Source organism: Streptomyces sp. NPDC046821, from assembly GCF_040645335.1.
Classification (GTDB): Bacteria; Actinomycetota; Actinomycetes; order Streptomycetales; family Streptomycetaceae; genus Streptomyces.
Window position 1 is genome coordinate 439,685 of record NZ_JBEYYB010000003.1, and the last position, 14,911, is coordinate 454,595.

Annotated in this window: 11 protein-coding genes; 4 read left to right on the forward strand and 7 right to left on the reverse strand. The window is 71.0% G+C overall.

Annotation, left to right across the window (positions count from 1 at the left end; genetic code table 11):
- Positions 1 to 28 precede the first annotated feature (28 nt).
- On the reverse strand, positions 29 to 676 hold the full coding sequence (locus ABZ893_RS08545) for a LysE family translocator (RefSeq protein WP_361398859.1): 648 nt from the start codon (positions 674 to 676) through the stop codon (positions 29 to 31).
- Between the two features lie 208 nt (positions 677 to 884).
- Here ABZ893_RS08545 and ABZ893_RS08550 point away from each other — a divergent pair, with 208 nt between their 5' ends.
- On the forward strand, positions 885 to 1,505 hold the full coding sequence (locus tag ABZ893_RS08550) for an L-threonylcarbamoyladenylate synthase (RefSeq protein ID WP_361398862.1): 621 nt from the start codon (positions 885 to 887) through the stop codon (positions 1,503 to 1,505).
- 21 nt (positions 1,506 to 1,526) lie between these two features.
- Here ABZ893_RS08550 and ABZ893_RS08555 read toward each other — a convergent pair whose 3' ends face one another.
- Together ABZ893_RS08555 and ABZ893_RS08560 are read right to left on the reverse strand one after the other, a co-directional pair.
- Entirely contained in the window at positions 1,527 to 2,891 is a 1,365-nt protein-coding gene (locus ABZ893_RS08555) for a M1 family metallopeptidase (protein WP_361398865.1), read from the reverse strand.
- Positions 2,892 to 3,043: 152 nt separating this feature from the next.
- Entirely contained in the window at positions 3,044 to 6,961 is a 3,918-nt protein-coding gene (locus ABZ893_RS08560; protein ID WP_361398868.1) for a Pls/PosA family non-ribosomal peptide synthetase, read from the reverse strand.
- A 248-nt stretch (positions 6,962 to 7,209) separates the two neighbouring features.
- Between ABZ893_RS08560 and ABZ893_RS08565 the strand changes: the two genes are divergently transcribed.
- Complete coding sequence (locus ABZ893_RS08565) at positions 7,210 to 8,853, forward strand: GMC oxidoreductase (RefSeq protein WP_361398871.1); 1,644 nt, start codon at positions 7,210 to 7,212, stop codon at positions 8,851 to 8,853.
- Positions 8,854 to 8,906: 53 nt separating this feature from the next.
- Here ABZ893_RS08565 and ABZ893_RS08570 read toward each other — a convergent pair whose 3' ends face one another.
- On the reverse strand, positions 8,907 to 9,386 hold the full coding sequence (locus ABZ893_RS08570; protein WP_361398874.1) for a carboxymuconolactone decarboxylase family protein: 480 nt from the start codon (positions 9,384 to 9,386) through the stop codon (positions 8,907 to 8,909).
- Positions 9,383 to 10,471 (reverse strand): dihydrodipicolinate reductase, encoded by a 1,089-nt coding sequence (locus ABZ893_RS08575; protein ID WP_361398877.1) that lies wholly within the window; start codon positions 10,469 to 10,471, stop codon positions 9,383 to 9,385. Before ABZ893_RS08575 ends, ABZ893_RS08570 begins: the two co-directional genes overlap by 4 nt.
- A 143-nt stretch (positions 10,472 to 10,614) precedes the next feature.
- Between ABZ893_RS08575 and ABZ893_RS08580 the strand changes: the two genes are divergently transcribed.
- Positions 10,615 to 11,076 (forward strand): hypothetical protein, encoded by a 462-nt coding sequence (locus ABZ893_RS08580; RefSeq protein WP_361398880.1) that lies wholly within the window; start codon positions 10,615 to 10,617, stop codon positions 11,074 to 11,076.
- 25 nt (positions 11,077 to 11,101) lie between these two features.
- Here the strand turns inward: ABZ893_RS08580 and ABZ893_RS08585 are convergent, their stop codons facing one another.
- Positions 11,102 to 11,422: a cupin domain-containing protein gene (locus ABZ893_RS08585; RefSeq protein WP_361398883.1), complete on the reverse strand. Its 321-nt coding sequence runs from the start codon at positions 11,420 to 11,422 to the stop codon at positions 11,102 to 11,104.
- Positions 11,419 to 12,420: a threonine/serine dehydratase gene (locus ABZ893_RS08590; RefSeq protein ID WP_361398886.1), complete on the reverse strand. Its 1,002-nt coding sequence runs from the start codon at positions 12,418 to 12,420 to the stop codon at positions 11,419 to 11,421. The genes ABZ893_RS08585 and ABZ893_RS08590 overlap by 4 nt, the downstream gene beginning before the upstream one ends.
- 158 nt (positions 12,421 to 12,578) lie before the next feature.
- On the opposite strand from ABZ893_RS08590, the gene ABZ893_RS08595 reads away from it, so the two are divergent.
- The gene (locus tag ABZ893_RS08595; protein WP_361398889.1) at positions 12,579 to 14,846 is read left to right on the forward strand and encodes an MMPL family transporter; all 2,268 of its coding nucleotides are present in this window, start codon (positions 12,579 to 12,581) and stop codon (positions 14,844 to 14,846) included.
- The last annotated feature ends 65 nt before the right edge of the window (positions 14,847 to 14,911 follow it).

Here is a 14,911-nt window from a genome sequence, read left to right on the forward strand (position 1 = left end):
GCGTAGGCATGGGTCGCGTACGGCTGTGTCAGCCCGCGCGGCCCGTCGCCGCGACCGTGACCCCGAGGCCGATCATCGTCAGGCCTCCGACTCCGCCGACCATGCCGAGCCGTCGCGGCGAGCGGGCGAACCAGCTCCGCGTAGTCGCCGCGACGAGGCCCCACGCGCTGTCCGACGCCACCGCGATGACGTTGAAGACGAGGCCGAGCAGCAGCATCTGCAGCGTGACGTGACCCTGCTCGCGGTCCACGAACTGCGGCAGCACGGCGGCGAAGAACACGATGGTCTTCGGGTTGGCCACGCCTACGGCGAACCCCTCCCACAACGTACGCAGGGTGCCGTGCGCGGCGCCGTCACCCGTGAACGCGGCCTGCAGCGAACGCCGTTGACGCACCGCCTTCACCCCGAGGTACACGAGATACGCGGCGCCGACGAGCTTCAGCGCGGTGAAGGCGATGATCGAACGTTCCACTACGGCACCGACACCGAACGCCACGGCCACGACGAGGACGTAGGCGCCGAGCGTGTTCCCGACGACCGTCGTCAGCGCGGCGCGGCGCCCCTGCGACAGGGCACGGCCGATCACGAACAGCACGCTGGGGCCCGGAATCACGATCAGGAGGAAGGACATGGCGGCGAAGGCCAGCAAGCGGTCGGAGGAGATCATGGAGCCCATGAAACACGCGCGCGTCGCGTGCCCGCAGCCCTATTTCCGGCCGCCCGCCGCACCCCCGCCGGTCGGCCCGTACAGCCCTGACGGGCCACCCGTACACCCCCGCCAGCCCGCCCGCCGTGCGTCCCGCACAGCCCCTCCGGTCCGCCCGCGCAGCCCGGCCGGGGCCGTTCGCAGATCGCGGAGCGCCCCCGCGCTCTAGACTCGCTGAATGGCGAAGTACTTCGACGTACACCCCGAGAACCCCCAGCGGCGCACCATCAGCAGTGTGGCCGACAGCATCCGGGCCGACGAGCTCGTCGCGTATCCGACCGACTCCTGTTACGCCCTGGGCTGTCGCCTCGGCAGCCGGGACGGGATCACCCGGATCCGGCAGATCCGCAACCTCGACGACCGCCACCACTTCACGCTCGTGTGCCAGAACTTCGCCCAGCTGGGCCAGTTCGTGCACATCGACAACGACGTGTTCCGCGCGATCAAGGCGGCGACGCCCGGCAGTTACACCTTCATCCTGCCCGCGACGAAGGAAGTGCCGCGCCAGCTCCTGCACCCCAAGAAGAAGACGGTCGGCGTCCGCATCCCCGACCACACGGTCGTGCAGGCGCTGCTCGCCGAGCTGGGGGAGCCGCTGCTGTCCAGCACGCTGCTCCTGCCCGACGAGAAGGAGCCGCTGACGCAGGGCTGGGAGATCAAGGAGCGGCTCGACCACGTCGTGGACATCGTGGTCGACTCCGGCGACTGCGGCACCGAGCCGACCACCGTCATCGACTTCTCCGGCCCCGAGATGGAGATCGTGCGCCACGGAGCGGGCGACACGACGCGCTTCGAGTAGCGCGCGGCAGGACCCGGCGGTTCAGCGGCCCGCGCTGCCCGCGTCCTCCAGGCCCGTCCTTTCGACCGGGAGCGGCGGGAGCGGGCCGTGCCGCAGCCACGCGCTCATGATCTCGTGGACCCGCTCGGCCGACGTGGTGTAGCGCGCCACGTGCGTCATGAACGCCTCCGTCCCGACCAGGCCGTGCCGGTGCGCCGCGACCCAGTCGCGCACCATGCGGAAGAACGCGTCGTCACCGAGCGCGCAGCGCACCGCGTGCACGGTCAGCCCGCCGCGCTCGTAGACCCGGTCGTCGAAGAGCGCCTTGCGGCCGGGGTCGGCCAGGACGAGGTCCTGCGGCAGCGTCGACAGCTCCCGGTGCGCGGCCGCGGCCAGTTCCTGCGTGGTGCGGCCGCCGGAGCGCTCCGACCACAGCCACTCCGCGTACTTGGCGAAGCCCTCGTTCAGCCAGATGTCCCGCCAGGCCGCGATCGTGAGGCTGTTGCCGAACCACTGGTGCGCGAGTTCGTGCGCGACGAGCCGCTCCCAGCCACGGGCGCCGTCCACATGGTTGGCACCGAACAGTGACAGCCCCTGCGCCTCGACCGGCACGTCGAACTCCTCGTCGGCCACCACGACCGCGTACTCCCCGAACGGATAGGCCCCGAACAGTCCTTCGAAGAGGCGCATCATCTCGGGCTGCCGCGCGAAGTCGCGCGAGAAGTCCGAGAGCAGAGACACGGGCACGTACGCGCTCTGCGGGATGCCGCCCAGCCCCGGGTCGCCGAGCAGCACCGTCTGGTACATGCCGATGGACAGGCCGAGGAGATAGGTCGGCGTGGGCGCCGGCTGGTCGTACACCCACGTCGTCGTCGACGACTTCGTGGTGCGCGTGAGCAGCCGCCCGCCGACGACGACGGTGTACGGCGAGGGGACCGTGACGGAGATCTGGTACGCGGCCTTGTCGTCGGGCCGGTCGTTGCACGGGAACCAGGACGGGGCGCCGACGGGCTGGCTCGCCACGAGCGCGCCGTCCTCCAGCTCCTCCCAGCCGAGACCGCCCCAGGGACTGTTGACGGGCTTCGGGTTGCCCGACCAGTGCACCTCCACGGTGAACGCGGCCCCGGCCCGCAGCGGCTTCGCCGGCCGCACGCGCAGCTTGCCGCCCCGGTGCGTGTAGCGCGGCTGGCGTCCGTCGACCAGCACCTTGCCGAGCCGGAAGGCCGCGAGGTCGAGATGGAACTCGGCCAGCGGCGCCCGGCCCGCTATGGCGCTGATCCGGGCGGTCCCGGCGAGACGGTTGGGCCCGGGGCGGTAGTCGATCGCGAGCTCGTAGCGGTACACCCGGTAGCGGGGGTCGCCGTGGCCGGGGAAGTACGGGTCCGATGCCGGTGTCGCGCCGCTCACGTAAGGTCCACTCCCTGCGCCGTCCTCGATCAACGTGTCTGTGTCGTGCCCCCCGTTCCGCGCCGTACGCGTCGGAACGCCGTCGAGTCGGTGAGGAGGGCCAGGGACCCTTCTCCCCGGCCGGTCGGTACGACCTTAAGGACCCTAGGACCTCAGGACCGCCACGCCTCGATCGGGTTGCCCAGCCAGCGCGTGTCGTCGGGCACCGACTCCGCGGCCATGACCAGGGACGCGGGACCCAGCGTGGTGCGCGCGCCGACGGTACTGCCCGGCAGGACGATCCCGCCGGGGCCCACCGTCGACCCGGCGTGCAGCGTCACCGTGGCCATGCGCAGGATGCGGTCGTGGAAGAGGTGCGTCTGGAGCACACAGCCGCGGTTCACGCTGACCGCGCTGCCCAGGGTCACCAGGTCCGTCTCCGGCAGCCAGTAGCTCTCGCACCACACGCCCCGGCCCACGCGCGCGCCCAGGCCGCGCAGCCACAGCGTCATCAGCGGGGTGCCCGGCGCCGAGCCGATCAGCCAGGGCACGGCGACGACCTCGACGAACGTGTCGGCCAGCTCGTCACGCCACACGAAGCTGCTCCACAGCGGGTGCTCGGCGGCCCGGTGCCGGCCCACGAGCAGCCACTTCGCGGCGATGGCGGTCAGCGCGCCGACGCAGCCCGCGCCGAGGAGCACAAGCCCCGACAGCATGGCGGCAGCCCACCAGCCCCACCCGGTCACCGACCCGACCGCGCAGAGCGCCCCCGCCACCAGCACCGCCAGCGCCACCGAGCAGAAGACCGGCACGAGCCGGAACAGCTCCACCGCGCCCCGCGCCCACAGCAGCCGCGCCGGCGGATCGTACGTACGGGAGTGGTCGCCGCCCTCGGGGGCACGCGGCAGCTTCATCGGAGGCAGGCCCAGATACGACGTGCCCTTCTTGGCCTTCTTCGGCGTCGCCGAGAGGACCCCGACCAGACCGCCGTCCGGCACGCTGCGTCCCGGCCCGGTCATCCCGGAGTTGCCGAGGAACGCGCGCCGCCCGATCGTGGCCCGCCCGATCCGCACCCAGCCGCCGCCGAGCTCGTAGGGGGCGGTCAGCGTGTCGTCGGCGAGGAACGCCCCGTCACCGACCGTGGTGAGGCTGGGCAGCGCGAGGACCGTGGAGACCTCCGCGCGACGCCCCACCTTCATACCGAGCAGCCGCAGCCACAGCGGCGTGATGAGCCCCGCGTACAGCGGGAACAGCGTCTCCCGGGCCGCGTCCATCAGCTGCGTCACCGTCCACGCCTGCCAGCCGGTCCTGCTGTGCGTGGGATGCAGCCCGGGCCGCAGCCCGATGCTCAGCAGCCGTACCGCGGCGATCAGCAGCAGCGCGTACGCGCAGCCGAACGCGAGCCCCGCCGGCACCACCGCGAGCAGCGCGCCGCGCAGCGCCTCGCCGAGGCCCGCGTCCGCAGGCAGGAAACGCCCCGCCACCAGCAGCGCGGGCACGGCCGCGAGCACCGGCAACGAGGACAGGGCCAGGCCGGACGCCCCGTACATCAGCCGCCACCCGTACGTCCTCTTCGGGCGCTGTTTGGGCCAGTCGCGCTTGGCCTTGCCGAGTTTCACGGCGGGGGAGCCCGCCCAGCGCTGGCCGGTGGGGATCTGGCCGGTCACCGCGGAGCCGGGCGCCACCTCGGCCTTCTTGCCGACGCGGGCACCCGGGAAGAGCAGGCTGCGGGTGCCGACGACGGCGCCGCCGCCGATCTTGATGTGGCCGATGACCAGCCGGTCGCCGTCCACCCAGTGACCGCTCAGGTCCACCTCCGCCTCGACCGCGCAGCCCCGGCCCAGCTTGAGCATCCCGGTCACCGGCGGCAGCGAGTACAGATCCACGTCCGGGCCGACGCGGACGCCGAGGGCACGGGCGTACCGCAGCAGCCACGAGCCGGTCAGCGAGATCGCGCCGCTGCACTCGGCGAGCCGCTCCGCCGTCCACAGGCGCAGATGGACGCGCCCGCCACGCGGGTACACACCTGGCGTGACGCCCCGCAGCAGCAGCCGCGCGCCTCCCGCCGCGATCGCGAGCCGCCCCGCCGGACTGAACAGCACCGCCGCCCCTGCGGCCACCCACCACCAGGACACGGCCGGCGCCCAGGTGTAGGCACCGAACCAGTGCAGGGCGTTGCCGAGCGCGGCGAGCGCCACGCTCCAGCGCAGCCCGACCAGCGTGAACAGCGGTACGAGAAGCAGGAGTTGGGCGATCTGGGTGCGTACGGGAACCGGCGGGATGTCCCGCTTCGCCTCCGTGGCGTGCGCGGACTCCTCGAGGTGGCGGGCGAGCTTGCGGAGCGTCGGGTGCTGGTAGATGTCGAGGACGGCGGCGCTCGGGTAGCGGGTGCGCAGCCGGGTGGTGAGCTGGGCGGCGGCCAGGCTGGAGCCGCCGATCGCGAAGAAGTCGTCCTTGGCGCTGCTCACGGACACCCCGAGCGTGTGCGCCCACTGCTCGGCGAGCCACGCCTCCGTGCCGTACAGCTGCTCGGCGGGTCCGGTCGAGGTCTCCAGGTCGGGCAGCGGCCAAGGCAGCGCGGCCCGGTCCACCTTCCCGGACGTACGGGTGGGCAGATGCTCGACCGGCGCGAGGAGCGGCACCAGGGCGGCGGGCAGCGCGGCCCGCAGGCGTTTGACAGCAGCGTCGCGGTCCCAGCCGTCCTGCGTGACGACGTATCCGACGAGGAGCTCGTTGCCGCTGCGCGCCGTGCGTACGGCGGCGGCCCCGCCCGCGACGCCGGGCAGCGCCCCCAGAGCGGCGTCGACCTCGCCGAGCTCGATACGGCGCCCGCCGAGCTTGATCTGCTCGTCCCCGCGCCCGAGGAAGACGAGGCCTTCCGGGTCCGCCCGCACCAGGTCACCGCTCCGGTAGGCGCGCTCCCAGCCGACGGAGGGCAGCGGCGCGTACTTCTCCGCGTCCTTGTCGGGGTCCAGGTAGTGGGCGAGGCCCACGCCACCGATGACGAGCTCGCCGGTGCCGCCCATCGGGACGGGGACGCCGGACTCGTCGACGACGGCCAGCTCCCAGCCCGCGAGCGGCAGCCCGATCCTGACCGGCTCCTCACCGGTCAGGAGGCAGCCGCACGCGACGACGGTGGCCTCGGTGGGGCCGTACGTGTTCCAGACCTCGCGGCCCTCGGTGACCAGGCGCCGCGCCAGCTCGGGCGGGCACGCCTCGCCGCCGAAGATCAGCAGCCGTACGTCGTCGAGGACGTGGGGCTCCCACAGCGCGGCGAGCGTGGGCACCGTCGACACGACGCTGATGTCCTGCTCGACGAGCCAGGGGCCGAGGTCGGCGCCGCTGCGGACCCGGGAGCGCGGCACCGGAACCAGACAGGCGCCGTTGCGCCAGGCCAGCCACATCTCCTCGCAGGAGGCGTCGAACGCGACGGACAGGCCGGCCATCACACGGTCGCCGGGTCCGATCGGCTCGTCGGCGAGGAACAGGGCGGCCTCGGCGTCGACGAAGGCCGCCGCGCTGCGGTGCGTGACCGCGACGCCCTTGGGCTTGCCGGTGGAGCCGGACGTGAAGATGATCCAGGCGTCGTCGCCGGGAACGGGCCGGTACGCGGCGGAGGTCGGCAGTGTGCGTGCCGCCTCCTCCCCGACGAGGCCGGTGAGGTCGTGCCCCGCACCGATGACGGCGCGCACCCCGGCTTCGCCGAACACCAGGTCGGCCCGCTCGTCGGGGTCCTCGGCGTCCACCGGGACATAGGCGGCGCCGGTCGCGAGCACCGCCAGGATCGCGACGTACAGGTCGTTCGTCCCGGACGGGACGCGCACCCCGACGCGGTCGCCCCGGCGGATCCCGGCCAGCCAGAGCCGCACCCGCAGGCTCTCCACCTCGTCGGCGAGCGCCTGGTACGTGAGCTGCTTCGCGCCGTCGTCCAGGGCCACCTCGTCCCGGTGGTCGCGTACGGACATGCCGAAGACGTCCATGAGGGTGCGGGGCGGGGTCGCGGGGCCCGAGCTGAACAGGGCAGGGCTGCCGTTCTCGGCGCAGGACAGCACGTCGGGGAGGTCGACGGTCGCGTTGTGTGAGGTCGTCATGGGGTCCTTGCGTGTCACCGCTGGTGCGGCCGAATGTCGCACACCCTCACGAAGTCTAATAAGACGCCCGAATATCTGCCCGCATGAACTTGTCGGTACTCGTATGAAAGTGCTGAGGCCTGAGCGGCTTGAGACATGGGTGGGAGTTATCCATTCGGCGTACCTGAATTACCCGTTCAAGTGTAGTGACTTGCTACGCGGTAAGCAGTAGAACTCGTTTCGCTTCCATCGAGAGTGAGGAACATGCAATGAGTGGTTCTACCACGCGTGCAATCGGTTCCAAGAACGTCTCGCGACGCACTTTTATCGCTGGAACCGGTTCTATTCTTGGTGCTGCCGCATTGTCAGGCCGCGCCTTCGCCGCCGAGGCGGCCACCACGTCGACCACCGCACCGATCGACAACGGGGCCCATGTCCGGGCTCTCGTCGTCGGCACGGGATACGGGGGTTCGGTGGCCGCCCTGCGACTCGCCCAGGCGGGTGTCGACGTCCACATGATCGAAATGGGGATGGCCTGGGACACCCCCGGATCCGACGGAAAGATATTCGCCAACACCACCAGCCCGGACGTCCGCTCCTACTGGCTCAGGACCAAGACGAAACAGCCCATCAGCAACTTCCTCGGCTTCCCGCTCGACAAAGACGTCCCCTGCTACACCGGAATTCTGGACGCCGAGGAGATGGGCGAGATCATCGTCTACCAGGGCCGCGGCGTCGGCGGCGGTTCCCTGGTCAACGGCGGCATGGCGGTCACGCCCAAGCGCGAGAACTTCGGCGCCATCCTCCCGTCGGTCGACGCGGCCGAGATGTACGGGACGTACTACCCCCGCGCCAACGCCACGCTCGGCGTCGGCACCGTCGACCCCACCTGGTTCGACAGCGCGGACTGCTACCAGTTCGCGCGCGTCGGCCGGAAGCACGCCCAGCGCTCCGGCTTCCCGTTCGTCTTCGTCCCGGACGTCTACGACTGGGACTACATGGAGAAGGAGATGGCCGGCACCGTCCCCAGGTCGGCTCTCGCCGGAGAGATCCTCTACGGCAACAACTACGGCAAGAAGTCACTCCAGAAGACCTACCTCGCCCAGGCCAAGGCGACCGGCAAGGTCTCCATCTCCCCGCTGCACAAGGTGACGTCCGTCGCGCCGGCGTCGGGCGGCGGCTACACCGTCGTCATCAACCAGATCGACACCACGGGCAAGACCACCGCCACCAAGACCGTCACCGCCGACAAGGTGTTCTTCGCCGCCGGCAGCGTCGGCACGAGCAAGCTCCTCGTCCAGCTCCAGGCCACCGGCGCCCTGCCCGCACTGAACGGAGAGATCGGCAAGGGCTGGGGCGACAACGGCAACGTCATGTGCGGCCGCGCCAACCACATGTGGGACCCGACCGGCAAACTCCAGTCCTCCATCCCCTGCGGCGGCATCGACAACTGGACGGCGGGCGGCGCCTTCGCCGAGGTCGCGCCGCTGCCCACCGGCATCGAGACCTACGCCTCGTTCTACCTGGCGATCACCAACACCCCGCACCGCGCCGACTTCACGTGGAACGCGGCGACGGGCCGGGCCGACCTGAACTGGCAGAAGGCCTGGAAACAGTCGTCCATCGACATGGCCAAGACGATCTTCGACAAGATCAACGCGACGGAGGGCACGATCTACCGCACCGACCTCTTCGGCACCTACAAGATCTGGGGCGACCACCTGACGTACCACCCGCTCGGCGGCGCGGTCCTGAACAAGGCCACCGACAACTACGGCCGCCTGCACGGCTATTCGGGCCTGTACGCCATCGACGGCTCGCTCATCCCCGGCAACACGAGCGTCAACCCGTTCGTCACGATCACGGCACTCGCCGAGCGCAACATCGAGAAGATCATCGCCACGGATTTTTAGGGGGCTACGGGTAACAGGGGCCGCCCGGCGATGCGCCGGGCGGCCTTCCGCCGTCAGCCCGTGGGGAGCACGCACACCGTGTCGAGACCCAGCACATGGTTGAGGCGGCCGAACGCCAGCCACGAACCGATGCTCATGCTCAGCTCCACGATCTCCACCTGGCTGTAATGCGCCGTCATCCGCGACCAGAACTCGTCGTCCAGGCCGTGATGGTCGAGCGCGTACCGCTCGGCGTACTCGGCCGCGAGGCGGGTGCGGTCGTCGAACGCGTCCGTGGAGCGCCAGTCGGTCACCGCGTCGGCGAACGACTCCTCGACCTTCTCCCCGTCCCGGTCGGTCCGCCAGTCCAGGCAGAACTGACACCCGTTGATCTGGGCGATCCGCAGCCGCGCCGCCTCGAACTCCCGCAGCCCCAGCGTCGTATGGGCGTACACCGACAGCGAGAAGTTCGCGGCCGCCATGCCGATGCCGGGGACCATGTCGCCCCAGACGTAACCGATCGGTTCCTGGCCCTCGGGGATGTCGATGATCATCGTGGCTTCCTTCCGCTTCGGCCGAGCTTTCCGGCTGCGGGGCGCAGCGGGATGTCGAGTGCGTCGTAGAGGCCCGGTTCCGCGTCCACGAGCCAGTCGATGGCGTTCACCAGGCGGCCCACGGCCGTTGCGTTGCCGCCCGCGGACCGGTTCTCGCCCTCGTCCGAGGCCTCCACGGTGACCTCGATCCGCGGACGGCCCTCGATGATCACCCGGTGCGCGCCGGTGCCGTCGGGTGGCACCGGCCAGTCCGGCGCGCACGACGGGTGGATACGGGTGACGTGTTCGATGACGAGGAGCGGTTCGCCGTCGACGATGCCCTGCACCTCGAACCGGACGGCACCCTGGGTGCCCGCCTCGAAGTCGCCCATTGTCCGGGTGCTCACGGTGGCTTCGAGCGGCCGGCGCTCCAACGTCTCGCGGATCTCGTCGAGTTCGACCCCGAGCGCCCGCGCCATCAGCCGGATCTGACCGCCCCACACCATGGTGGGCACGGTGTCCCAGAGCATCGGCGGGTCGTAGTCCATCGGCTGGCCCATGCCGACCAGGAACCGCACTGAGTCCGGCTGGTCGTACGTCGAGTAGTCGAAGATCTCCTGACAGCGGATCGCGTCCACGGTGCTGCCGAGGCCGCTCATGAGGAGCGGCAGCACGTCGTTGCCCCAGCCGGGGTCGACGCCGGACGCGAAGAGGGAACCGCCGCCCTCCTTGACTGCGGCCACCACCGGGTCCCGGAACTCCGGCGGCGCGCTGCGGTGGTCGTAGAGCGGGTAGAGCGCGGGGGAGACGACGACGGCGCCCGACCGCACGGCCCGGGTGATGTCGGCCAGGGCGTCGTCGGGACGGGTGTCGCCGGAGGCCGCGTAGACGATCGCGCGCGGTCGGGCGGCGAGCACCGCCTCGATGTCGTCGGTCGCGGTGACCCCCAACTCATGTTCCAGGCCCGCAAGTTCGCCCGCGTCGCGGCCGACCTTCGCAGGATCGTGGACCAGTACGGCGCCCAGGCTCAGCGCCGGATGGGCCTCGACGGCACGGATCGCCGCCCGCCCGACATTTCCGGTACCCCAGACAACGGTCGGAATCATGCGCGGAGGGTAGCGCCGGGGCCCGAACCTTCCTAGGGGCATGACGGATCCGGGCGCCCACTATGCTCGGTGGCTCGGCCCGGACGCGGTAGGTGTCTTGGGCCGCCAAGCTGTACGGGTTGTACGGGGATCTCGGAGGAAACGTGCGCAGGACCGTAACGGGAATCGCTCTGGTCGCGGCGGCAGCCGCTCTGCTCACCGGCTGCGGCAGCGGCAGCGGCGGCGGAGACGGCAAGCAGGCAGGTCAGGACGCGTCGAAGGCGCCCTCGCAGGCCGCCTCGACTCCGGCCGGGAAGCCTGCCGGCGAGGAGGCGACCCGCGAGGTGACCTTCGAGGTGCTCGGCCACGGCAGCACGCAGGTCTTCTGGACGGCGGGCGACAGCAGCACGGAGCAGGTGAAGCTGCCCTGGTCGAAGACCATCCAACTCTCCCTCAAGGGCGCCGAGTTGAAGGTCGGCAGCCTCGTATCGATCGTCCCGGGCTCGGTGGCGGGCTCGGACGGTCAGCTCAGGCCGGCGCCGTGCGTCATCAAGGTCGACGGCAAGCAGGTCGCTGACAACGAGCAGGGCAAGTCGATCGCGGGCTGCAAGTACCTGGTGAAGTGACGCCCGCGGCTCTCTTGAAATTGCGTCAACTATGCGCTGACCCAAGGGAGTTGACCGACGTCCCCTTGAGCTCGATCTCGACGAACGCCAGCCACGTGCCGCCCGTGTTCACGACATCGTGCTCCGCGCCCGCCGGCCGCGCGTAGGACTCACCTGCGCGCAACTGTGACTCGGTCACCGTGCCGTCCGGCAGAAACGCGCTGATCCGGCCGTCCACCACCGGCACGACCACATAGTCGTGCTCGTGGAGGTGGCGGCCGGTCCGCGTGTCCGGCTCGAAGTCCCAGCGGGTCACCCGGACCAGCTCGTCCTCGTGCTGCACGGTCGGCTTGGCGGTCGTCGTCATCGCGCTTCTCCCTGGTTCCGGTCGCCGGTGTGCTGTGTGAGGTCCGACGGGTCGGTGTTCGCGCCGCACAGGATCACGGCCACACGCTCTCCTGGCGACGGAACGTAGACACCGGACGTCACGGCCGCGAGCGCCGTCGCCGCCGCGTGCTCCACCACGAGCCTACGGTCGTCCCACAGCGCCCGGCGCGCCGAGACGATCGCCTCGTCGGTCACGAGGACGGACCGCACATGCTCCTTGCCGCCCCATTCCAGCGCCGTCTCGGAGACACGGCGCGCGCCGAGCGCGTCCGCCGCGACGGAGTCGACCGGTACGTCGACCACCGCGCCCGCGTCCAGCGCGGAGTACAGGGCGCAGCACCGCTCGGGCTCCACGGTCACGACGCGTACGCCGTGCTCCAGCGCCGACACGGCGATGCCCGTGAACAGCCCGCCGCCGCCCACCGAGACGAGGACGGTGTCGATCCCGGGCTGCGCCTCGATCAGCTCCTCCATCACCGTTCCCGCGCCCGCCGCGACGAGCGGGTGATCGTAGGCATGGGACTGGAGAGCGCCGCTCCCGGCCGCGAACTCCTGAGAGGCGGCCAGCGCCTGGGCGTACTCCGTGCCGACCTGCCGGACCGTGGCCCCCAACTGCCGGAGCTTGTCGACCTTCACCGCCGGTGCCGTCTCGGGCACGAAGACGGTGGCCGCCACCCCGTGCCGGGCCGCCGCCCACGCGCAGGCGAGCCCGGCGTTGCCCCCGGAGGCGATGACCACGCCCGCGTCCGGCATCAGGCCCGCTTCGACGTGGCTGCTGACGAAGTTGAACGCGCCGCGCGCCTTGAACGAGCCGGTGTGCTGCATGAATTCGAGCGCCAGCCAGCCCTCGGCGCCGCCGAACGCGTCACCGAACGCCCCGTCCGACGCCCCGTCACCGAGGGGCGCCACCGCGAGCGGGCGTGTGTGGCCCGCGATCCGGTCGGCTGCTGCTCGTACGTCCTTGAAGGAAATCGTCACTGCTTCTCCTGACGTGTGCGGGTGCTGCCGACCCTACGAGAGGCAGGTGGCGGGGCGGCCGTCACCCGTTCTCCCGTACCGGAATGCCGTGCCCAGGGGCCCGGCCTTCAATGGGATTTCCGAAGGCCTCTCACCGCGAGGGGGCGAGGAGAGGCCACATGAGCGAGCCACCGTCCGTGAACGCCGTCCCGGCGGGGAACGCCCGTCCACGGCACAAAGGGACCCTGCGCCGCACCGGGGAGTGGTGCGCCCGGCACTTCGTGATCGTCATCGTGCTGTGGCTGGCCGCCCTCGCCGGGCTCCAGGTCCTGAATCACGCGTACGGCGGCACCTACTCGGACGACTTCTCGCTGCCCGGCACGCAGTCGCAAGAAGGCCTCGACGTACTCAAGAAGCACGAGCCCGCGGCCGGCGGCTACAGCAGCCAGATCGTCCTGCACGACAGCTCGAAGCCGCTCACCGATTTCAGCAGCCAGGTCTCCTCGGCCGTCAGCTCGCTCCAAAAGCTCCCGCACGTCCTCTCCGCCCAGAACCCGCTGCCCCCGCCGGGCCAGAAGCCGCCCCCGCCACCCAGCGGGACAGTGAACGTCGGCCCCCTGTCCACCGACGGCAAGACGGCGTACATCACCGTCCGCTTCGACGTGCAGCCCTCCACGCTCGGGGAGTCCTATCTGCACGGCGTCGACTCGGCCGTGCAGCCGCTGCGCGCCGCCGGTGTCGACGTCGAGTACGGCGGACCGCTCGGCGAACTGGCCCGGCCCGACGCGAACGACCGCGCCAGCGAGGTCATAGGCTTCGGCGTCGCGATCGTCGTCCTGCTGATCGGCTTCGGCAGTCTCATGGCCGCCGTGCTGCCCCTGGTCACCGCGCTGATCTGCGCCGTGTGCGGGCTCGCCCTGCTGGGCCTGCTCGCCGCCGCGTCCACGTTCGCCACCGTGTCCCCGACGCTGGCCACGATGATCGGCATCGGCGTCGGCATCGACTACGCGCTGTTCCTCGTCACCCGGCACCGCCAGAACCTCATGAACGGCCGGGACCCGGTGGCCTCCGCCGGCGCCGCGGCCGCCACCAGCGGGCACGCCGTCCTGCTCTCCGGCTGCACCGTGATCATCGCCCTCTCCGGGCTCTGGGTCTCCGGGCTCACCTTCATCGGCAAGCTCGGGCTCGCCGCGGCCGTCACCGTCGTCACCGCCGTGGCCGGCGCGCTCACCCTCGTACCCGCGATCCTCGGCCTCATCGGCCGCCGTATCGACAAGGTCCATGTCCGCACCCCCGTCGCGGAGGCCGATCCGCAGGCCGGCGAGGGGGCCCACGGCGGCTGGCACCGCTACGCGCAGCGCGTCGAACGCCGGCCGTGGTGGTTCCTGAGCGGTGGCGTGATCGTCCTGCTCGTCCTCGCGTACCCGCTCCTGTTCATCCAGCTCGGCCACATCGGCGACGGCGCCGACCCCAAGTCCTTCACCGACCGGCGCGCCTACGACCTGATGTCGTCGGCGTTCGGGCCGGGGTCGAACGGCCCCCTGACGATCGTGATCGACCAGACGTCCGTCCCGCAGTCCGACCGCTCCGCACTTCTCAGCCAGGCGCAGAAGGCCCTCACCGACGTCCCCGACGCCGCCACCGTCACCCCGCTCAAGGCCACGTCCGACGGCGACGTCCTGATCGCCACCGCCTACTCCGTCGCCGCCCCGCAGGACAAGAAGACCACCGACCTGACCAACCACCTCCACGACGACGTCCTGCCGCAAGCCGTCAAGGGAACCGACGCGAGCACCTACGTCACCGGCACGACCGCCGCCCAGGTCGACTTCCTCGACATCGTCTCCAGGCGCCTTCCGCTGATCATCGCTGTGGTCGTGGGCCTGGCGTTCCTCGTCATCCTCACCGTGTTCCGCGGCCTCCTCGTCGCCGTCAAGGCGGCCGTGCTCAACGTCATCTCGATCGCGGCCGCGTACGGCGTCGTGGTCGCCGTCTTCCAGTGGGGCTGGGGCGGCCCCGCGCTCGGGGTGTCCGGCAAGGTGCCCATCGAGAGCTACGTGCCGATGATGATGTTCGCCATCGTCTTCGGCCTCAGCATGGACTACGAGATCTTCCTGCTGTCCCGCATCCACGAGGCGTGGCTGCGCACCGGCGACGCGAAGGGCAGCGTCGCGCACGTCCTGGAGATCACCGCCCGCGTCATCACGTGTGCGGCGCTCATCATGGTCAGCGTCTTCGCGGCGTTCCTCCTCAGCGACAACATCGTGGTGAAGATGCTCGGCCTGGGCCTGGCCGCGAGTGTCCTCATCGACGCGACGGTCGTACGCCTGCTGCTGGTGCCGGCGGTGATGACGCTCCTCGACCGCTCGGCCTGGTGGACCCCGCACTGGCTCGACCGGATCCTGCCGCACCTGAGCGCGGAGGGCGACACGGAGGCCGGCCCTTAGGGGGTCCACCACCCGGATGCCTCCGCTGTTACGTGCCGCCTACAGCTAACCTGTGCCGGTCAGTT